This window comes from Rhodococcus sp. IEGM 1241 (assembly GCF_033142365.1).
Classification (GTDB): domain Bacteria; phylum Actinomycetota; class Actinomycetes; order Mycobacteriales; family Mycobacteriaceae; genus Rhodococcus_F; species Rhodococcus_F erythropolis.
In genome coordinates this window covers 199810-218668 of the sequence record NZ_JAWLSE010000004.1, presented here as the reverse complement: position 1 = coordinate 218668, position 18859 = coordinate 199810, and the positions used below count along the sequence as shown (strand labels likewise).

Annotated in this window: 20 protein-coding genes; 12 read left to right on the top strand and 8 right to left on the bottom strand. The window is 62.5% G+C overall.

Annotated features, from left to right (window positions below; genetic code table 11):
• Positions 1–31: 31 nt before the first annotated feature.
• Genes rlmB through carD form a run of 5 tightly spaced genes read right to left on the bottom strand, consistent with a single transcriptional unit; the run spans position 32 to position 4104 of the window.
• Positions 32–1009: a 23S rRNA (guanosine(2251)-2'-O)-methyltransferase RlmB gene (gene rlmB, locus R4P70_RS19405; protein ID WP_020906105.1), complete on the bottom strand. Its 978-nt coding sequence runs from the start codon at positions 1007–1009 to the stop codon at positions 32–34.
• A 2-nt stretch (positions 1010–1011) separates the two neighbouring features.
• On the bottom strand, positions 1012–2406 hold the full coding sequence (gene cysS / locus R4P70_RS19400; RefSeq protein ID WP_003945830.1) for a cysteine--tRNA ligase: 1395 nt from the start codon (positions 2404–2406) through the stop codon (positions 1012–1014).
• 11 nt (positions 2407–2417) lie between these two features.
• Positions 2418–2894 (bottom strand): 2-C-methyl-D-erythritol 2,4-cyclodiphosphate synthase, encoded by a 477-nt coding sequence (gene ispF, locus R4P70_RS19395; RefSeq protein WP_020968387.1) that lies wholly within the window; start codon positions 2892–2894, stop codon positions 2418–2420.
• A complete protein-coding gene (gene ispD, locus R4P70_RS19390; protein ID WP_019746836.1) occupies positions 2895–3593 on the bottom strand; it encodes a 2-C-methyl-D-erythritol 4-phosphate cytidylyltransferase in 699 nt (232 codons plus the stop codon).
• A 22-nt stretch (positions 3594–3615) separates the two neighbouring features.
• Positions 3616–4104: an RNA polymerase-binding transcription factor CarD gene (gene carD / locus R4P70_RS19385; RefSeq protein ID WP_003945666.1), complete on the bottom strand. Its 489-nt coding sequence runs from the start codon at positions 4102–4104 to the stop codon at positions 3616–3618.
• 265 nt (positions 4105–4369) lie between these two features.
• On the opposite strand from carD, the gene R4P70_RS19380 reads away from it, so the two are divergent.
• Both R4P70_RS19380 and radA read left to right on the top strand, forming a co-directional pair.
• Positions 4370–5005, top strand: coding sequence for a hypothetical protein (locus R4P70_RS19380; RefSeq protein WP_317831221.1), 636 nt, complete (start codon positions 4370–4372; stop codon positions 5003–5005).
• Positions 5006–5103: 98 nt separating this feature from the next.
• Entirely contained in the window at positions 5104–6537 is a 1434-nt protein-coding gene (radA, locus tag R4P70_RS19375; protein ID WP_024487740.1) for a DNA repair protein RadA, read from the top strand.
• A 23-nt stretch (positions 6538–6560) separates the two neighbouring features.
• Here the strand turns inward: radA and R4P70_RS19370 are convergent, their stop codons facing one another.
• Positions 6561–7121: a PaaI family thioesterase gene (locus R4P70_RS19370; RefSeq protein WP_019746834.1), complete on the bottom strand. Its 561-nt coding sequence runs from the start codon at positions 7119–7121 to the stop codon at positions 6561–6563.
• Between the two features lie 96 nt (positions 7122–7217).
• Here R4P70_RS19370 and disA point away from each other — a divergent pair, with 96 nt between their 5' ends.
• On the top strand, positions 7218–8303 hold the full coding sequence (disA, locus tag R4P70_RS19365; RefSeq protein WP_024487741.1) for a DNA integrity scanning diadenylate cyclase DisA: 1086 nt from the start codon (positions 7218–7220) through the stop codon (positions 8301–8303).
• A gap of 25 nt (positions 8304–8328) precedes the next feature.
• Here the strand turns inward: disA and R4P70_RS19360 are convergent, their stop codons facing one another.
• Positions 8329–9072 (bottom strand): DUF4232 domain-containing protein, encoded by a 744-nt coding sequence (locus R4P70_RS19360; protein ID WP_019746833.1) that lies wholly within the window; start codon positions 9070–9072, stop codon positions 8329–8331.
• 97 nt (positions 9073–9169) lie between these two features.
• Entirely contained in the window at positions 9170–9808 is a 639-nt protein-coding gene (locus tag R4P70_RS19355) for a carbonic anhydrase (protein WP_019746832.1), read from the bottom strand.
• A gap of 228 nt (positions 9809–10036) precedes the next feature.
• Here R4P70_RS19355 and R4P70_RS19350 point away from each other — a divergent pair, with 228 nt between their 5' ends.
• From R4P70_RS19350 to R4P70_RS19310, 9 genes are read left to right on the top strand one after another with little or no spacing between them, the layout of a single operon-like run.
• Positions 10037–10876, top strand: coding sequence for an MlaE family ABC transporter permease (locus tag R4P70_RS19350; protein ID WP_020968384.1), 840 nt, complete (start codon positions 10037–10039; stop codon positions 10874–10876).
• The gene (locus R4P70_RS19345) at positions 10876–11721 is read left to right on the top strand and encodes an MlaE family ABC transporter permease (protein WP_020906104.1); all 846 of its coding nucleotides are present in this window, start codon (positions 10876–10878) and stop codon (positions 11719–11721) included. The genes R4P70_RS19350 and R4P70_RS19345 overlap by 1 nt, the downstream gene beginning before the upstream one ends.
• Complete coding sequence (locus tag R4P70_RS19340) at positions 11718–12902, top strand: MCE family protein (protein ID WP_317831216.1); 1185 nt, start codon at positions 11718–11720, stop codon at positions 12900–12902. Before R4P70_RS19345 ends, R4P70_RS19340 begins: the two co-directional genes overlap by 4 nt.
• Complete coding sequence (locus R4P70_RS19335; RefSeq protein ID WP_020906102.1) at positions 12899–13909, top strand: MCE family protein; 1011 nt, start codon at positions 12899–12901, stop codon at positions 13907–13909. The genes R4P70_RS19340 and R4P70_RS19335 overlap by 4 nt, the downstream gene beginning before the upstream one ends.
• Entirely contained in the window at positions 13906–14898 is a 993-nt protein-coding gene (locus tag R4P70_RS19330) for an MCE family protein (RefSeq protein WP_020906101.1), read from the top strand. The genes R4P70_RS19335 and R4P70_RS19330 overlap by 4 nt, the downstream gene beginning before the upstream one ends.
• On the top strand, positions 14895–15974 hold the full coding sequence (locus R4P70_RS19325; protein WP_052740911.1) for an MCE family protein: 1080 nt from the start codon (positions 14895–14897) through the stop codon (positions 15972–15974). The genes R4P70_RS19330 and R4P70_RS19325 overlap by 4 nt, the downstream gene beginning before the upstream one ends.
• On the top strand, positions 15974–17047 hold the full coding sequence (locus R4P70_RS19320; protein WP_142006432.1) for an MCE family protein: 1074 nt from the start codon (positions 15974–15976) through the stop codon (positions 17045–17047). Before R4P70_RS19325 ends, R4P70_RS19320 begins: the two co-directional genes overlap by 1 nt.
• Positions 17044–18282, top strand: a complete 1239-nt coding sequence (locus tag R4P70_RS19315) for an MlaD family protein (protein WP_317831212.1) — start codon at positions 17044–17046, stop codon at positions 18280–18282. The genes R4P70_RS19320 and R4P70_RS19315 overlap by 4 nt, the downstream gene beginning before the upstream one ends.
• Positions 18279–18833, top strand: coding sequence for a hypothetical protein (locus R4P70_RS19310; RefSeq protein ID WP_142006430.1), 555 nt, complete (start codon positions 18279–18281; stop codon positions 18831–18833). Before R4P70_RS19315 ends, R4P70_RS19310 begins: the two co-directional genes overlap by 4 nt.
• Positions 18834–18859: the final 26 nt, after the last annotated feature.

The following is an 18859-nucleotide window of genomic DNA, read 5'->3' as shown; positions in this document are numbered from 1 at the left end:
CCCGCCAGGCTCACCTGAAAGCCGTTACAACTCAGCTGCTACGACGCCTGCGGGCGATGTCCGCCAGGACGACTCCGGCGGCAACCGAGGCGTTGAGCGACTCGACCGGACCGGCCATCGGAATCGACAGGATCGCATCGCAGTTCTCGCGGACGAGGCGCGAAAGGCCCTTGCCCTCGGAACCGACCACGATCACCACGGGACCGCTGCCGTCGAAATCGTCGAGAGTGGTGTCACCTTCGGCGTCGAGACCGACGACCTGAACACCCTTCGACGCCCAGTCCTTGAGCGTGCGAGTGAGGTTGGTTGCCCGAGCAATCGGCAGACGAGCGGCAGCACCGGCGCTGGTACGCCAAGCGACAGCACTCACGCTCGCGCTACGACGCTCCGGAATCACGACGCCGTGTCCACCGAAAGCTGCGACCGAGCGCACAACGGCACCCAGGTTGCGGGGATCGGTGATGTTGTCCAGCGCGACGAGCAGAGGGGGCTCGGCGTGCTTACGTGCCTCGGACAGAAGATCGTCCGGGTGCGCGTAGCGGTACGGCGGAACCTGCAGAGCGATGCCCTGGTGAAGACCGTTGGCGCTGAGGCGATCCAGATCCGAGCGCGGCACCTCGAGGATGGAGATACCGGCGTCGGCAGCCCGCTGAACGGATTCCTTCAACCGGTCGTCGCTCTCGGTACCGACAGCCACCCACAGCGCCGTCGCCGGAACACCCGCGCGCAGGCACTCCACCACCGGGTTGCGACCGAGCACGGTCTCGGGACCGTCGAGAACCTTGCGGCCCGGACCCGGACGGCCACCGCGGCCCTGGTTCTGCTTCTCGTCGGCCCGGGCGGCGCGCGCTGCACGCTTTGCCGCTGGGTGCTTGGTGCGTGCCTCGGCGGGAGGCGTAGCACCGCGGCCGGCGAGACCACGCTTGTGCTGGCCACCGGAACCGGCAACCTGGCCCTTCTTGGTGCCGCCCTTACGGACTGCGCCGCGCCTGCTCGAGTTTCCAGCCATTGTTACTGCCCTGCCTTAAGGGACCATTCGGGTCCGTCGGGAGTATCGGTTACTTCGATACCCGCCTTGATGAGGCGATCGCGGACCTCGTCCGCCACCGCCCAGTTCTTTTCCGTACGTGCCTGCTGCCGACGATCGAGATCGGCCCGCACCAACACGTCCAAAGCTTCCATTGCCGTCTCGGTGTCGCCACCGGACTGCGTCCAATGCTCGTCGAGTGGGTCGACGCCCAGGATCGCGAGCATGGCCCGCACCTGACCGGCAGCCACCCGAGCCGCGTCGAGATCACCGGCAGCGAGCGCGGAATTACCCTCGCTCGCCTTGCCGTGAATCTCGGCCAACGCGATCGGCACCGACAAGTCGTTGTCGAGAGCCGCCGCGAAACCTTCGGTCCAAGTACCGAGTTCGACGCCACCCGCACGCTTGTGTGTGCGCAGGACGAACGACTCGAGCCCCTGGTAGGACTTCGCGCTTTCGTCCAACGCCTCGTCCGAGTACTCGAGATTGGAACGGTAGTGCGCACTACCGAGGTAGTACCGAAGTTCTTGCGGACGAACCTTCTTGAGCACGTTCGGCACAGAGAGAACGTTGCCCAACGACTTGGACATCTTCTCGCCACTCATCGTGACCCAGCCGTTGTGCAACCAGTACTGAGCGAAATCGTCGCCGGCGCACTTGGCCTGCGCAATTTCGTTCTCGTGGTGTGGGAAGACGAGATCGCGTCCACCACAATGGATGTCGAATGCGGCCCCGAGGTAGAACTCCGCCATGGCCGAGCACTCGAGGTGCCAGCCCGGACGGCCAGGTCCCCACGGTGTCGGCCACGAGGGCTCACCGGGCTTGACGGCCTTCCAGAGGGTGAAGTCGCGAGGATCGCGCTTGCCCTCGGCCGCACTCTCGCCCTGATGAACGTCGTCGAGTTTGTGGCCGGACAGTGCGCCGTACTCGGGGTAGCTCTGCACGTCGAAGTAGACGTCGCCGCCCGCCGCGTACGCGTGGCCGTTCTCGATCAGGCGTTCCATCATCTCGACCATCTGCGTCACGTGACCGGTGGCCCGCGGCTCGATGGACGGCGGCAGCACACCCAGTTGGTCGTAGGCCCACGTGAACGACCGCTCGAACGTCGCCGCCCACTCCCACCAAGGTCGACCGGCGCCGGCGGCCTTGTTGAGAATCTTGTCGTCGATGTCCGTCACGTTGCGCACGAAGGCAACGTCGTTGCCGTGCGCCAACAGCCAGCGTCGCAGCACGTCGAAAGCGACGCCGCTACGAACGTGTCCGATGTGAGGATCGCCCTGAACTGTCGCCCCACACAGGTACACCGATGCATGTCCGGGGGCCAACGGAACAAAATCCCGAAGGGCCCGCGTACCGGTGTCGTATAGGCGCAGGGTCACGACCAGCGATCTTACCTGTCGTGTTCGGTTGTCATGACCAACGCGGTGGCCATGGCGGCGATCCCCTCGCCGCGGCCGGTCAAGCCGAGGCCGTCCGTGGTGGTCGCGGACACCGAAACTGGCGCGCCGAGAATGTCCGAGAGCACCTTCTGTGCCTCGTCGCGTCGCGGCCCGATCTTCGGTCGGTTGCCGATGACCTGCACCGCGGCGTTGCCGACGGTGAACTGGTTCTCTTCGAGCAGTCGACGAACCTCGGCAAGCATTCGAGCGCCGCTCACGCCGTCCCATTCGGGCCTGCCGGTGCCGAAAACCGAACCGAGGTCGCCAAGACCTGCGGCGGAGAGCAACGCGTCACAGAGCGCGTGGACGGCGACGTCGCCGTCCGAATGCCCCGAGCACCCGTCTGCTTCCTCGAACAGCAACCCGGCCATCCAGCAAGGTCGGCCGACCTCGATGGGATGAACATCCGTGCCGAGACCGACGCGCATCTATTTTCCGTCCTGTGAGTCCGCGCTCAACTCTGTCTCCGAGATCAGGAGCGCCCGTGCAAGGACGAGGTCGAGCGGAGTGGTGATCTTGAAGGCGAGAGCGTCGCCGGGAATCGTCTGCACCGAAACACCGAGACGCTCCACCAGAGCGGCGTCGTCGGTCGCGGCGACATCACCGGCGTCGTACGCACTGCGCAGGACGTCGGTGGAGAAGCCTTGAGGAGTTTGAACCGCACGCAACTCCGAACGCAGAGGCGTTCCGGTGACTGCGCCGAGTACGTCGACCGACTTGATCGTGTCGGTAACCGGGAGTACCGGGATGACAGCGGAGCTGCCGGCTCGGAGAGCGTCGACGACGCGCGCGATCAACGCCGGCGGCGTCAATGCCCGCGCGGCGTCGTGCACGAGTACAAAATCTGCGTCGCCGGCAGCACTGAGACCGGCTCGAACCGAATCGGTTCTTTCGGCACCACCACCGACGACGTCGACGTCCGATGCACGACCGAGGTCGGCTACGACGGATTCGACCAGTTCAGGCGGCACAATGACAACAACGCGGTCGATCGCTCCGGATTTCCGGAGTCCATCGACCGCGCGTGCAAGCATGGTGCACCCACCGAGTTCGACAAATGCCTTGGGCAATTTCTCGCCCAATCGCACTCCCCGACCTGCGGCAGGTACCAGGGCTACTACTGCCACTGTCAGCTTTGTTGTGTTGCAGTCAGGACGCGGCCGCGAGGACCTCGTCGAGAATGGTCTCTGCCTTCTCGGTGTCAGTGCCCTCGGCGAGCGCGAGCTCTCCGACGAGAATCTGACGAGCCTTGGCGAGCATGCGCTTCTCACCGGCGGAAAGCCCGCGGTCCTGCTCACGACGCCACAGGTCACGAACAACTTCCGCTACCTTGTTCACGTCACCTGAGGCAAGCTTCTCGAGATTTGCCTTGTATCGACGAGACCAGTTGGTGGGCTCCTCGGTGTGCGGTGCTCGCAGAACCTGGAAAACCTTGTCGAGGCCTTCTTGGCCGACCACGTCACGAACTCCGACGTACTCTGCGTTGTCTGCAGGAACCCGTACTGTGAGATCGCCTTGAGCGACCTTCAGAACCAGGTACTCCTTCTGCTCACCCTTGATGGTGCGGGTTTCGATAGCTTCGATCAGCGCCGCACCGTGATGGGGGTATACGACGGTGTCTCCGACCTTGAAAATCATGTGTCCCGTGCCCCTTTCGATTCCACTAGTTTAACACGTGAAAGAACCGACCACTCATCAACTGTGCAGGTCAGGGGCATCCTTGCTCGAGCGTAGGGGTTGACAGGGCTTGTTGTACGTGCATTCAACTGGTCTGGAGCACCCCTGCATAACCGACTGAAAGCCCACGCAGACAACCGTTGTGGCGACCCGACGGCCAGCCCGCGGGACCTTATCTACTACTCTGCCTAGTGGAGTGCGAACCTGACGCCGTGGAGGACAAATCGTGACTGCTATCCGTAAGCCGACTCGTCGAGTCGCTACCGCCATTGCACTGGCTGCAGGCGCAGCCATCGCGCTGTCCGCTTGCGGTTCCGGTCAGGTGAGCCAGACCGCCGTCCAGCAGGCCGCCGTGAACGGCAACAGCGCCGACCTCGGTGAGATCGCACTGCGCAACGTGCACATCGCCTACCCCTCGTCCGAGGAATACAGCATCGAGCCGGGCGGCAGCGCCGTGCTCGCGTTCACCGTCGTGAACGACAGCGCCGAGACCACGGACAAGCTCGTCAGCATCACCACCGATTACGCAGCACGCGTCATCGCAGGTGAAGAGGTAGGCGGCTTGACGATCAAGCCGCAGACGTCGCTGCAGGCCGGCCAGCTGCCCGCAGGCGAAGGTGCCGCGACCGAGGCGGAGACCCAGATCAAGAACAACGAAGAGAACGACGACGCACCCGCTGCGCTCACTCTCGTCGTTCTGCAGGACATCAAGGCAGGCGTTCGCCCCGGCTTGACCGTCCCGATCACCTTCAAGTTCGAGAAGGCCGGCTCGGTCACCGTCGACGTACCGGTCGACGCAGGCCCGCAGCTCGAGCGCAACGAGTCGGACAAGTCTCCCGACGTCGCAGAAGCCGGGCACTGAGCGCCGAATCACCAAGGCGCACACTGCGCTTCGCAGAACAACTTCAGAATCACACTAGAGGCGGGGTCCATGTCGGACCCCGCCTCTAGTCTGTCCCGGTGGCCAAAGTGAAATCGAACTACCGCTGCTCCGAATGCCAGTCGGTAGTGCCCAAGTGGGTCGGTAGATGTCCGGACTGCGATTCGTGGGGCTCGATGACCGAGGTCGCGGTAGTGGCACCCGTCGCCAGTCGCGCCGGCGCCTCACTCGCCAAAGCAGGATCGAGCGCCGTACTCCCTACGACGCCGGCCACGCCGCTGACACAGATCGACAGCACCTCGACGCAGGCCAAGCCCACCGGGATCGGCGAGTTGGACCGCGTCCTCGGCGGTGGCGTCGTACCTGGTTCGGTGGTGCTGCTCGCGGGCGAGCCCGGAGTCGGAAAATCGACGCTACTTCTCGAGGTCGTCTACCGCTGGGCGATGCGCAGCGCGGATGATCGAGCGTTGTACGTCACCGGCGAGGAGTCCGCCGGTCAGGTTCGACTTCGGGCAGATCGCACCAACTCTGTCCACGAACGGATGTATCTGGCGGCCGAATCCGATCTCGCGACCATCCTCGGCCACATCGAGCAGGTCAAGCCGACCCTGGTCATCGTCGACTCGGTGCAGACCATGCTTGCTGCCGACGTCGACGGAGTCGTCGGCGGCGTGACTCAGGTCAAGGCCGTCACCAGCGCCTTGACCTCCCTGGCCAAGGCCAGTGGAATCCCGGTGCTTCTGATCGGCCACGTCACCAAGGACGGCGCCGTCGCCGGACCGCGCTCGCTCGAGCATCTCGTAGACGTGGTTCTGCACTTCGAGGGTGACAAGCACTCCACGCTGCGCATGGTCCGCGGCGTCAAGAACAGATTCGGTGCGGCCGACGAGGTGGGATGCTTCGAGCTGAGCGAGCAGGGCATCAACGAGATCAGCGATCCGTCCGGCCTGTTCCTGCATCACCGCGAAGAAGCTGTGGAAGGCACGGCCGTCACCGTAATGATGGACGGTAAGCGACCGCTACTCGGTGAAGTTCAGGCCCTCGTCGCCGCCACGCCTCTACCGACACCTCGTCGAGCCGTCAGTGGGCTCGACACCGCCCGCGTGGCCATGGTTCTGGCCGTGTTGGAGCGCCGCGTCGGGGTGTCGATCTCGAAGGCCGACGTCTACGTGGCGACCGTCGGCGGTATGCGGATGACCGAGCCGGGTGCCGATCTGGCTCTCGCGATAGCGGTCGCTTCCGCTGTGAAAGCCAAACCTGTCCCCAAGGGGCTCGTCATCCTCGGCGAGGTCGGACTCGCCGGAGAGGTTCGACGAGTTGCCGGTGTGAACCGACGGCTGATCGAAGCTGCCAGATTGGGATTCACCAGCGCCATCGTGCCGGTCGATTCCGGCCCGAACATTCCCGGCATGCGCGTCAACGAAGTAGCGAACCTGGCCGAGGCACTCGCCTATGCCGGATTGATGGGCGGCAAACAAGCCCCGTCTCGCCCAAAGCTCACTCCGGTGAAGTGACCGGCCTGCGGCCGACTACCGCATCAGACCGACGAGGTGCCGAACGGGGAAGTCGGTTCGCCGTCCACGAACTCCTTGGTCTTGGCGAAGTGTTCCGACGTGATGGTCAGGAACAGTCCGCGGGACGTTCCCACCACCGTGTCCGGATCCGCTGTCGGACCTTCGACGATCACCGCTTCCGCGCTGGTGTAGACCTTGCGGCGCACAACGCCGTCGATGCGAGCCCGAAATTCGAGCACCGATCCCAACGGGATGGGCCGGGCGAAATCGATCTCGAGGTGCCCGGTCACCACCGGCGAGCCGAGAGCCATGCATGCCATGCCTTGCGCCTCGTCGAAAGCCGTCGACAAAATACCGCCGTGAATGACCCCCGGACCGCCCTGATACTTCTTGGCGACCTCCAGACGGCCCGTCACTTCCAACCCGTCACCAGCCCTGAAACTCATCGCCATTCCCGCAGGCTGGTCGTCGCCGCAGCCGAAGCATTTCGACCAGTGCTGAGGCAACTTCTCGCCGGCGGCCGGAAAGAATTCGACCGGCTCCGGGACAGTCAGGTCATCAGGCAGGGTCCAGGTACTACTCATGGATAGGTAATCTAAACGGGGATCAGTCCGGCGCAGGCATCGGACCCGACCGAAGTGACATCGACCTCAGCAGGGAGTTTCTCAATGATCAGTGCGATGGCGGACACACAGTCGTCGTCGGCATTGCGAGAGACCATCGCCAGGTTGGCGCCGGGTACCGCTTTGCGAGACGGGCTCGAACGAATTCTGCGCGGACGTACCGGCGCGCTGATCGTCCTCGGATACGACGAGGAGATGGAAGCGCTGTGTGACGGCGGATTCAACCTCGACGTGGAGTTCGCACCGACCCGATTGCGCGAGCTCTCGAAGATGGACGGCGCGGTAGTCCTCTCGACGGACGGCACACGCATCGTGCGCGCCAATGTCCAACTGGTTCCCGATCACAAGATTCCCACCGTCGAATCCGGCACCAGGCACCGTGCCGCCGAGCGCACGGCAATTCAAACCGGCTATCCCGTGGTCTCGGTCAGTCAGTCGATGTCGATCGTCAGTGTGTACGTCGGTGGTATCCGGCACGTCATCGACGGCTCGGCCACCATACTTTCGCGCGCCAACCAGGCCGTCGCGACGCTCGAACGATACAAAGCGCGACTCGACGAAGTGACACGGCAACTGTCGGTGGTCGAGATCGAGGATTTCGTGACTCTGCGCGACGCGTTGACCGTCGTACAGCGACTCGAAATGGTTCGCCGTGTGTCGATCGAAATCGAGCAGGATGTCCTCGAGCTCGGCACCGACGGTCGCCAGCTGGCACTGCAGCTCGAAGAACTGGTCGGCGACAACGACATTGCACGTCAACTGATCGTTCGGGATTATCTTGCCGGCCCCGAACCCATCGGCACCGCGGCGATGGACAACGTACTCGTCGCACTCGATCGTGTCACCGACGCCGACCTACTCGATCTCACGACTCTTGCGCGTGTTCTCGGTTATCCGGGCACGATCGAAGCCCTCGACACTCCGATGACTCCTCGCGGATATCGCGTACTGATGCGTGTGCCTCGATTGCAGTTCCATCAGATCCACCGGTTGGTCGGATCCTTCGGCACTCTCCAGTCGCTGCTGGCCGCTACGGCTGCCGATCTGCAGTCGGTCGAGGGCATCGGCGGGCTGTGGGCCCGTCACATCCGTGAGGGACTTTCCCGGCTCGCGGAGACGTCGATCACCGGATCGTTCAACTAGCGGGCCTGTTCGGGCTTGCCCGCTCTCACGCGATGTTGAACGGCTCCGGGGAGCTTCGCAGTGCGCCGAGCTGACCGACAACCGTGTACGCGCCTGCGCCCACCGGATTGCGCTCGGGGTTCTGCGCGGTCGCGCACTCGGGGGTCGACGTCGTGGCCGACCAGGCGACCTTGAACGCAGCTTGCTCGCCGGGAGCGAGATTGCGTACGTCGGCTGCGGGCTGGGGATAGCAGTCGACGTTGGACCACAAACGGGTCTTGCCGTCGATGCTGTAGACGAGCACCTGCTGCAGGCCGCCCGCCAGATCTCGATCACAGGGTGCCGAACCGATGTTGGTGATGACGATCGTGAAGGACGGCTCTTCACCGGGAGCGAAGGTCGCCTTGTCTGCGGTCGCCTTGACTGCCAACGACGAGTCCGCGCACTGACCAGCCGGGACCGGAGCGCCGGTGGTCGACGAGGACGATGCCGACGTCGACGATCCCGAAGCCTGCGTGCCCGAGCCACCTGATCCACCCGCAGCACCGCCACCCGAACCACCGTTACCGTCCGGCGCGTTGGAGCCGGAAGGGTTGGGGGTGAAGGAGACGTCCGTCGTCAGCGAGGAACTCGCAGCGGCCGAATTGGCCTCAGGAGTATCGCTTCCACCGCCGAAGAGGGCGGACGCCGCCCAGATGATCAACGCCAGTGCAATGACGGCGGCACCAATGGCCAGCGCCCGGCGACGCCAGTAGATCTCGGGGGGCAGTGGTCCATTCGGTTCCAACACGGACTCAACGGTAGTTGGCGCAGGGTCCACTAACCGTCAGCTGAGGCGGCGTGTCGGTACCCATTGTCTGCTACCGGGTATCACTGCCCCGGAAGATCTAACCCTCGACGGTCTCGACGCTCTCGCCGATGTCGCCGACCGCGCCCTGAACTCGCATGTGACCGTCGGACAATGTGTACGTGACGCCGACGATCGCGCACGCACCGTTGTCCACCTTGTCTGCGATGATCCGCGACCTCTGCATGATCAACGAGCCGGTCTCCACGACGTGTCGACCTTCGAGTTCGTCGACGGTGGACAAGCCTTCGTTGCGACCCATCAGGATGGACGGAGCAACGCGCTCGACCACGCTGCGAATGAAGCCGTCGGGAACCGCACCCTTGTCCAGGGCGTCGAGCGTTGCCTTCACGGCACCGCAACCGTCGTGACCGAGGACGACGATGAGCGGCACGTTGAGCACGTGAACCGCGTACTCGATCGAACCGAGCACCGAATCGTCGAGCACGTGACCTGCCGTACGCACGACGAACATGTCGCCGAGGCCCTGATCGAAGATGATCTCGGCGGCTACGCGCGAATCACCGCAACCGAACAGCACCGCGGTGGGGTGCTGCCCATCGACGAGCTTCGCGCGATCGGCGATTCCCTGGCTGGGGTGAATGGACGCGTCGTTGACAAATCGCTCGTTGCCTTCGCGAAGGGACTTCCAAGCGGAAATGGGGCTTGATCGTGGCATTCACTCATTGTGCACCCGTCGCATTTCGGACTCTCGCCGGGAAGGTTGCGTAGACGCAAACGGAAGCTCCGCGTCCACATTCACGCCTTGTGATGGCGTGCCCGAATTGGAACTTACTTCAGAGTCAGTTTCCTGATACCGTCTCCGAACGTGACCTGGAGCACTTCGACCTTCCGAGTGTGATCGAAGAAACCCGACCAGAACGATTCGGCCGGAAAGGGGGATGGCGTGAGCACTGAAGTTGGAACAACCGGGGACGCAACGCCTGCCTCCCCCGCCAAGACGAACATGTTCTCGAACCTGCTGTCCGAGATCGGACTGCTGTTCACCTTCACCGTTCGCGTATGCGTCGCCGCTTTCACAACTCTGCGACACAAGCGCCTCGCCTGGCGTGAAGCGCTCGACCAGATGTGGTTTCTCGCCCACGTCACCTCGGTCGCATCGGCACTGGTGATGATTCCCCTCGGCGTGGGCGTAGCTCTCCAGATCGGTTCGCTCGCAGACCAAATCGGCGCGGGTTCATACAGCGGTGCAGTCGTCGCGTTCCTCATCATCGGACAGGCCGGACCGCTGGTCTGCGCCCTGATCATCGCCGGCGTCGGCGGTTCCGCAATCTGCGCAGATTTGGGAGCGCGCACGATCCGCGAAGAGATCGATGCGCTCGAAGTACTGGGCCTGCCGGTGTTGGAACGCCTGGTCGTGCCGCGGATGATCGCAATTGCCGTCGTCTGCCTCCTGCTGAATTCGATAGTTCTCGTGATCGGTTTGGGCGCAAGCCTCTTCGTTCACGTCCTGATACTCGACGGCAACGCACAGAGCTTCCTGCGCAATCTCGTTCAATTCAGTCAACCGAGCGACTTCGTCGTCTCCGGTATCAAAGCCGTTGCCTTTGCTCTCATCTCGGGAATCGTGGCCTGCTACAAGGGCCTGACCGTCAAGCGCGGAGCTCAAGGCGTCGGCGACGCAGTCAACGAGACCGTCGTGCTCTCGTTTGTCCTCGTGTTCGTCGCCAACCTCGCAATTACCCAGTTCTACCCGCTGTTCGTCTCGGTGAAGGGTGCCTACTGATGCACCTGCCCATCGCAATTCGTGCCAAGCGGGCCAGTTCGCGCACCGTCGACGGTCTGAGTCGACTCGGCGATCAGTTCACGTTCCACGCGCGTGTCATCACCTCGATTCCGGCAACCCTCAAGCGATATTGGCGTGAAGTCGCCCGTCTCGTCGCCCAGGTGGCATTCGGTTCGGGCACCCTGCTCGCCGGCGGCGGCAGCGTCGTCGTGATCTTCGCGATCTCGTTCTTCGCAGGTTCCCAGATCGGACTCGAGGGCTACCGCGGACTCAACCTCGTCGGCCTCGCACCGCTGTCCGGCGTGATGTCCGCCATCGCGAATACTCGTGAGGTCGCACCACTCGTTGCCGCAATCACCTTGGCTGCCAAGGTCGGAACTGGATTCACCGCGCAGCTCGGAGCCATGCGGATCTCCGAGGAAATCGACGCACTCGAAGTCATGGCGATTCCCTCGCTGCGATACCTGGTCACCACCCGAATGATCGCGGCGCTCATCGCGGTGGTCCCGCTGTACCTGGTCGGCCTGTTTGCTTCGTACATGGCAACGGCGCTCGCGGTGATCCGGGTCAAAGGCCAGTCGGAGGGAACATACGGCTACTACTTCAGTCTTTTCCTCTCTCCCAACGACATCTGGTTGTCGTTGATCAAAGTCATGGTGTTCGCGGTCGTCGTGACCCTCGTGCACTGCTACTACGGTTATACCGCGACTGGCGGACCTGAAGGCGTCGGGCGAGCGGCCGGGCGAGCGCTGCGCACCAGCATCGTCTTCCTGGCCTTCACCGACGTCGCCATGACCATCGCGCTCTGGGGACTCAAACCTCAGGTGCCCGGGTTGACCGGATGATCGTCACGGGTGCCAGTCGAATTGCACTGGCACTGCGTGGTTTACTTGCGATAGTCCTGCTGATCGTCGCCTACGTCTTCTTGTTCAGCAGGGGCACGGACACGTTCAGTTCCACACCGCAGGTCAGTGCTGTCGTCCCTGCCAGCGCCGGTGCGCTGCGAGTCGGATCCTCGGTTCAGTACCGCGGCGTCGTCGTCGGTTCGGTCGCCGACATCGAGCCTGGCACCACCGCTTCCACCATCTCACTCGCAATCGACGAGGGTGCATTCGAGGACATACCGTCGACAAGTCAGGTGCGGCTGATGCCCCGCAACATCTTCGGCGACTTCTTCGTGGACCTGATTCAACCTGACGGTCTCTCGCGCGGTCCTGCTCTAGCGCCGGGTACCGAGTTGGCATCAGATCAGTCCGAAGTCGCGGTCCAGCTCTACCAATCGATCTCACGGATCTACTCGCTCGTTTCTTCCCTCGACCCCGCCGACATCAACGTGGCGCTCACGGCAGTCTCGGATGCGATGAGCGGCAAGGGAAACCAGATCGGTGAGTCTCTCGATTCAGTCCACCAAGCGTTGGTCGGTGCGCAGCCCGTCATCGACGGACTCGGTGACGACCTCGACGACATAGCCACGCTCGCCGACAGTCTCTCGACGAGTGCGCCCGACATGCTCGCCGCATTCGAGAACTCCATCACCACATCCAAGACCGTCGTCGAGAAATCCGACGGATTGGCGGGGCTTCTGCGAGCAGGCACCAGCACTGGATCTGCTGCCACGAGTCTGATCGGCGACAATCGCGACCGCCTGATCACCTTGGTCGACGACGCCGATTCCCTCACCGGTGCAATCACTTCGCGGCCAGACCACATCACCACCTTCTACAACGGCCTGCGCAATCTCACGATCAAACTCCCGCCCGCATTGGCGCACGGTCCCTGGCTCAGCACTGACTTGCGCCTGTCTGTCACAGATCTGTATCCGTACGGAAAGACCGACTGCCCACAATACGACGGGACCCGCGGCCCCAACTGCCCTGCCGCCGCGACCGCGTTCGGCGGAACCGTCGGCCCGGTCGGCAGCCCTGCCGAACAATCCCTGATCTCAGCTATCACCCAGGGCAGTACAGCTTTGGACACTCTCGTGGCGGGGCCGGTCTTTCGCGGCACGACGGTGGTGGGCGGATGAGCGTGAAGAAATCTCTGATCAGGTTCGGACTGTTTGCCGCGCTGTCGATTCTCGCCACCGTGGTCGTGGTGAGCACTCTGATCAACCCAGTCTCCGGGTCTAGTTCGCAGTACCGGGCCGTCTTCGTCAATGCCTCCGGCCTGGTCACCGGCAGCGATGTTCAGATCGCCGGGGTGCGAGTAGGGCGCGTCGACAGCGTCGAGTTGGTGAACAACCAAGCCGTCGTCGGCTTCGAACTCGAATCTACACAACGTATTCCGACCGACGGTCGGGCTGTGGTGAGGTATGCAGATCTGCTGGGGGCACGGACGATCTCGATCGAACCCGGACAGGGCGAACTCGTAGCCGGCAACTACCTCTCCCCCGGAGCCACAATTCCCGTGGAACAGACTCAGCCGGCGATCGACCTCACCGACATCCTCGGCGGTTTCCGTCCCCTGTTCGACGCACTTGACCCCGCAGAAGTCAACGAGCTTGCCGCACAAGTCGTCCAGGTATTCCAAGGACAAGGTTCCACCATCGAAAGCCTGCTGGAGCGCACAGTTGCCGTCACCGAGAACTTGACGTCCCGAGACGCGATCTTGGACCAACTACTGACCAACCTCGACCGGGTACTCACCGTCACGACGACGAATCGACCCAACTTCGTCGAGATGATCAACACGCTCGACACGCTGGTAGGCGGTTTGGCACAGGATCGCCAACAGATCTCGGCCGCAGTTGATTCCGCAGGTGCCCTGACTTCTTCCCTTCAGGACTTGGTGACGCGCGTGGAACCGGACTTGGCTGGCGCGCTGACTTCGATCGATCAGTCGGCCAGCGTCGTCGTCGACAATCGTGAGTCGCTGGCGACCGGTATCACCGCTTTCGATCAACTGTTCACCCAATTGGGAATCGCAATGAGCTACGGCAGTTGGGCGAACATCTACATCTGTAATTTCCGGCTCAGCGCGCTGGACCAATCGGTGACTCTCGGCGGCCCCGAGCGTTCGGCGGTGTGCCGATGAACTGGCTCACCGTCAAGAACCCGGTCCGCAACGGAATGATCTGCATTCTCGTCGGAGTCTGTGTCGTTCTGGCCGCACTCGTTGTCCCTCAATTGATCTTGAAGGTCAAGACCAACGAGTACAACGCCGTGTTTGCCAACGCCACCGGATTGACGCAGGACGATCCGGTCAACGTCGCGGGAGTCCCGAGCGGGGTGGTCACCTCGTTGGCGGTCAGCGGCAACTCTGTTGAAGTCACCTTCCGACTCGACGACGGCGTCACTCTCGGCGAAAACTCGCGCGCGGACATCAAGATCTCGACTCTGCTCGGCCGACGCTCGCTCGACATCACTCCGAACGGATCGCGCTCGTTACCCGGAGGTTCGACCATTCCCATCGAGAACACGAGTGTTCCGTTCACCCTCGACGATCTCGGACGAGGAGCACAATCCACTTCGGAAAACCTTGATCTGCAACAACTGCGAAACATGCTGACCGTGGTGTCCGACAACTCACCGGACGATCCCGAGCTCATTCGCCGCTCGCTCGAGGGAATCGACGCACTCTCCGGAGTAGTCAACGACAACGACGTTGCGCTCCGTTCCCTTCTCACCGGAGCGCAGCAGACGACCGCAACACTGATCGAGCAGAAGGACACTCTGGAAACCCTTCTGGGAAATGCGGACCTGGTGATGGCCACGATCGCCGACCGGCGAGATGTGCTGAATGCGCTTGTACAAGACCTCAATCAGTTGAGCACCACACTTGCCCAGTTCCTGGGTGACAACCAGGCATTGGTCGACTCGGTCATGGGAGACATCCACGAGGTGACGGGAGTTCTTTCCGAGAACGAACAATCACTGACCACGTTGCTCGACAACTTCGCCCCCAGCGTTCGGTACGTCACCAATGCGACCGGTAACGGCAACTGGCTCGACCTCAACTCACCCTCCACCCTCATCCCGGACAACTGGTTGTGCGTCGTCGGGCTCGTTCAGGGGTGTCGATGACCACGACCGTCAAGAAGCTCGCCGTGCTGGCAGCGATAATGATCTGCGCGATCGGTGCGGTCCTGTTCGTCACGCGTGACGAACACCAACTCACTCTCACTGCCGAATTCACCTCGACCGACGCCATCTTCACCGGCAACACGGTGACTATTCTGGGAGTTCCCAGCGGGAGGGTCGAGAGCGTCACGCCGGAAGGGTCCCGGGTACGAGTGGCGATGAGCCTGCCATCCGGAACACGCATACCGGCCGACGCTCAGGCCTGGGTCCTGTCTCCTTCGGTCATCAGCGACCGCACGATCGAACTCGGCCCCGGCTACGAGGACGGTGAGTTCCTCGCGGACGGCGCAGTGATCCCACTCGAACGAACTCACTCCCCTCTGACATGGGACCAGCTCACCGCATCGGTGAACGAACTGACGGTGGCGCTCGGCCCTGGCGCGGACGGCGGTGGGATCGGTGACCTCATCGGAGAAGGCGCCCACGCGTTGGACGGCAACGGGCAAGCATTCAACGATGCCGTTCGGTCCATCTCACAGGCTAGTTCGGTACTGGCGGGTGCAAGTCCCGACATCTCCGAACTCGTGAAGAACCTGAACACCCTCGTGCAGTTGATCGCGGACAACCAGACCAAGGTCGACTCGCTGTCGAATTCGGTGACAGTCACCGCCCGCGCGTTCAGTACCCAGCGAGATGACATCAGCGGGGCGCTCGATTCCCTGACCACGTTGCTCGGACAGGTCTCAGCGTTACTCGCCGAACACGGCGAGGCGGTCACCGCCGATCTGGGTGCGCTCGCACAGTTGGCCGGTGCAGTCGCGACCAAACAGGACCAACTGCGCGAGATCATCGAAACGGCACCAACGGGATTCGAGAACGTCGCCAACCTCGTCACCGAAGAAGGCCGAGCCAGAGCGCGATTGAACGTCGCCACCGATCTCTCACAGTTCGACACGACGCGAGAACTGTGCGAGAAGATGCCGATTCCGCTGTGCACCGGGCCTGGGATCGTCAATCCCATCGAATTTCCTTCGGCAGGCAGCTCCGACCTGGCACGCATCCTCGGTGGGGGCAACTGATGGCGTCGAACAAGTCCGTGGTGAGCGTTGTCGTGGCACTTGTCATCGCGGCGCCGTTGACCGGCTGCAGTCTCAACTTCCAGCACCTCCCCCTCGGGCGCGGTCTGCCAGGAGAGTCGTACCCGCTGAACATGGAATTCGTCGATGCGTCATTACTCCCCGTCGGCGGCGAGGTGCGGATCGGCCAGGCAGTGGTCGGCAGAGTCACGTCGATGAGCGCGGAAACATTTGCAGCCGTAGTACATACAGAAATTGAATCGGACATCGAACTGCCCGCCGGGACCCGCGCTCGGATCGAGCTGTCCACCCCGATCGGCGACGCATTTGTCAACCTCGAAGTTCCGGTCGATCCCACGGGCCCCAGGCTCGAACCAGGTTCCACCATCGCGCGATCGGAGACCGTGCGCGGACCCGATGTCGCACAACTGCTCGGCGCCGTCGGAACTCTGTTGAACGGCAGTGGGTTGGCGCAGGTCAAGAACATCGTCAGTGAGGCTGATCAGATTCTCGACGGCAGGGAAGAGACGATCCGCGATCTGCTTGCGCGCCTTGACACTTTTCTCGGAACACTTGACGACCGAAAGGAATCGATCAATTCGGCACTGAATTCACTGAACCGGCTCAGCGCTCTGATCGGTGACGAGAGCGCCACCATCGACGAAGGCTTGCGAACACTCACACCCGCATTGGGCGTGATCGCCGACCAACGACAACCGCTCCTCGATCTACTCGACGAAACCGATCGGCTCAGTACCGCAACCAATTCCGTGCTCGACCAGTCGGCCGACCAGATCTCCGAGATCACCGGACGACTGTCACCCATCCTCGACCAGTTCTCGGCAATGGGCCCGACACTGAGTGAGACCATGTCCAACCTGGACAACGCAAGAGCGCTCCTCGAGCGCGCCAGCCCAGGTGATTACGTGAACATCGACCTCGACGTCGATGTCGAGGGCACCGTGACCGGGGTGCTCAACGAGATAATTCCGGGCGCCGCACCGCCACTGCCACCTCTGCCCGCCTCCGATCGGGAACTGCCGATCACGACACCCCTGCAAGGAGGAACGCGATGAAGAACCGAACCGTCTATTTCGAGATCGTCGCCTTTCTCCTCATCGCGGTGGTCAGCACGACGTATGTGCTCCGACAAGTAGGTGCCGGAGATCCCTTCACCGGAACATTCTCGGTCACCGTCGAATTGGAGAACGCGGCCGGAATCGCTCCGGGTTCGGAAGTGGCCTATCGCGGAGTCACCGTCGGCGACGTCGAGTCGGTGGAGGTGGACTCTGCCCAGGACCTCGTCGTGATGACGTTGAGCATCGCCGCCGACCAACAGATACCCAACGATTCGCATGTGGCCATCAGCCAGGACACCGCCGTTCCGGTATTGAAAGTTCAGTTGTCCTCGCAGACCGACGGCGGCCCGTATCTGGTTGAAGGTTCGGTTGTTCCGACTGAGCGCACTTCGATCCCGGTCGCGTTGGGAACCGTGATTGCGAATTTCAACGCTGCTGCCGACACCGTCGATCCGGCAGATCTGCGTACCCTCTCGCACGAACTCGGTGAGGGATTGAACGGATTGGGTCCGGATCTGCAGGCGCTCGTCGACAACTTCGACGTGCTCGCGCGCACTGTCCAAGCCGATCAACCGCGTGTCAACACACTCGTCGAGAACTCGCGCTCACTGTTCACTGCGAACGAGGAAAATGTTGACGCTCTTCCCGAAGTTGCACTCACACTTCGCCAATTGACAGATCAGGTACGAAACTCCGATCCGCAACTGCGCACACTCCTCGATCGAAGCCCGAGTGTTCTCGACAATCAGATACTGCCTCTCATCGAACAGAGTCGTGAGCCGTTCAGTCTGCTGTTGGCCAATTCTCTCGTCTCCACTCAGATCGTCACCGCACGGATGCCCGCCGTCGATGCCTTGTTGGTGGTGGTGCCCAAAGGATTCGAGAAGTTCGGAAGTATCGTCAAAGACGGACGCGCACAGCTTGATCTGATCACAGCACTCGGCCCGGTCTGTATCTACGACACGCCCCGGCGAGCGGTACAGGACACCTCACCGACCACGCTCGACAAGAACCAACACTGCGCGGACCAGTCGGGCCGGATCCAGAATCGCGGTTCGCAGAACGTCCCCACCGGAACTGGAACGATCGACGGGGTTGCCGAATACGATCCTGCCCTCGGCACCGTTGCGGCCGGTGACGGAACGTCGATTCGTCTGGGCCTCAACGGTGGTCAGAACACCGTTCTCGGTGACAACTCGTTTGCCGCACTACTAGTACAAGGAACGCAATGACCGAGACACCCCAGTCCGAGACACCCCAACCCCAGACCCCCGAGAGTCCGACACCCACAATCGCCGAAAAGCCCAAGAGGCTTCGCAAGCAGACCTTGTTGATCGTTGCCGGCGTCCTGGTCGTGGTCGCGGCGCTCGGATGGGGCGCATTCGCGACCTGGCAGAAATCGGCCGACGAAGACGCGCGTACCAGCGCACTGGACAGCGGACGGCAATTCGCCACTGATCTTGCGACGTACAACTTCCAGAACCTCGATCAGAATCTTTCCGTGGTGCGTGACAACTCTGTCGGTGAGTTCGCCGGTCAGTACGCCCAGGTGGCAGCCAACCTGCAGAACATGATCGTGCAGTATCAGGCGACCTCGTCCGCTCAGATCATTTCAGCCGGGCTGGCGAGCAGTGATCGCGACAACGCCGAGGTGCTCGTGTTCCTCGATCAGACGATCACCAATACCAACTCCCCCGATCCGAGGATCGACCGTAACCGCATGCAACTTTCTCTGGTCCGCGAGGACGGCGAGTGGAAACTGAGTAACGTGCAGTTGTTGTGACTCGAAGGTCTGGCGTCACAGGCAGC

Coding starts and splice junctions, on each gene's coding strand:
- rlmB (WP_020906105.1), bottom strand. CDS start 1,009: ATGGCTGGAAACTCGAGCAGGCGCGGCGCAGTCCGTAAGGGCGGCACC.
- ispF (WP_020968387.1), bottom strand. CDS start 2,894: ATGCGCGTCGGTCTCGGCACGGATGTTCATCCCATCGAGGTCGGCCGA.
- carD (WP_003945666.1), bottom strand. CDS start 4,104: ATGATTTTCAAGGTCGGAGACACCGTCGTATACCCCCATCACGGTGCG.
- R4P70_RS19370 (WP_019746834.1), bottom strand. CDS start 7,121: ATGAGTAGTACCTGGACCCTGCCTGATGACCTGACTGTCCCGGAGCCG.
- disA (WP_024487741.1), top strand. CDS start 7,218: ATGGCGGACACACAGTCGTCGTCGGCATTGCGAGAGACCATCGCCAGG.
- R4P70_RS19355 (WP_019746832.1), bottom strand. CDS start 9,808: ATGCCACGATCAAGCCCCATTTCCGCTTGGAAGTCCCTTCGCGAAGGC.
- R4P70_RS19345 (WP_020906104.1), top strand. CDS start 10,876: ATGCACCTGCCCATCGCAATTCGTGCCAAGCGGGCCAGTTCGCGCACC.
- R4P70_RS19340 (WP_317831216.1), top strand. CDS start 11,718: ATGATCGTCACGGGTGCCAGTCGAATTGCACTGGCACTGCGTGGTTTA.
- R4P70_RS19335 (WP_020906102.1), top strand. CDS start 12,899: ATGAGCGTGAAGAAATCTCTGATCAGGTTCGGACTGTTTGCCGCGCTG.
- R4P70_RS19330 (WP_020906101.1), top strand. CDS start 13,906: ATGAACTGGCTCACCGTCAAGAACCCGGTCCGCAACGGAATGATCTGC.
- R4P70_RS19325 (WP_052740911.1), top strand. CDS start 14,895: ATGACCACGACCGTCAAGAAGCTCGCCGTGCTGGCAGCGATAATGATC.
- R4P70_RS19320 (WP_142006432.1), top strand. CDS start 15,974: ATGGCGTCGAACAAGTCCGTGGTGAGCGTTGTCGTGGCACTTGTCATC.
- R4P70_RS19315 (WP_317831212.1), top strand. CDS start 17,044: ATGAAGAACCGAACCGTCTATTTCGAGATCGTCGCCTTTCTCCTCATC.
- R4P70_RS19310 (WP_142006430.1), top strand. CDS start 18,279: ATGACCGAGACACCCCAGTCCGAGACACCCCAACCCCAGACCCCCGAG.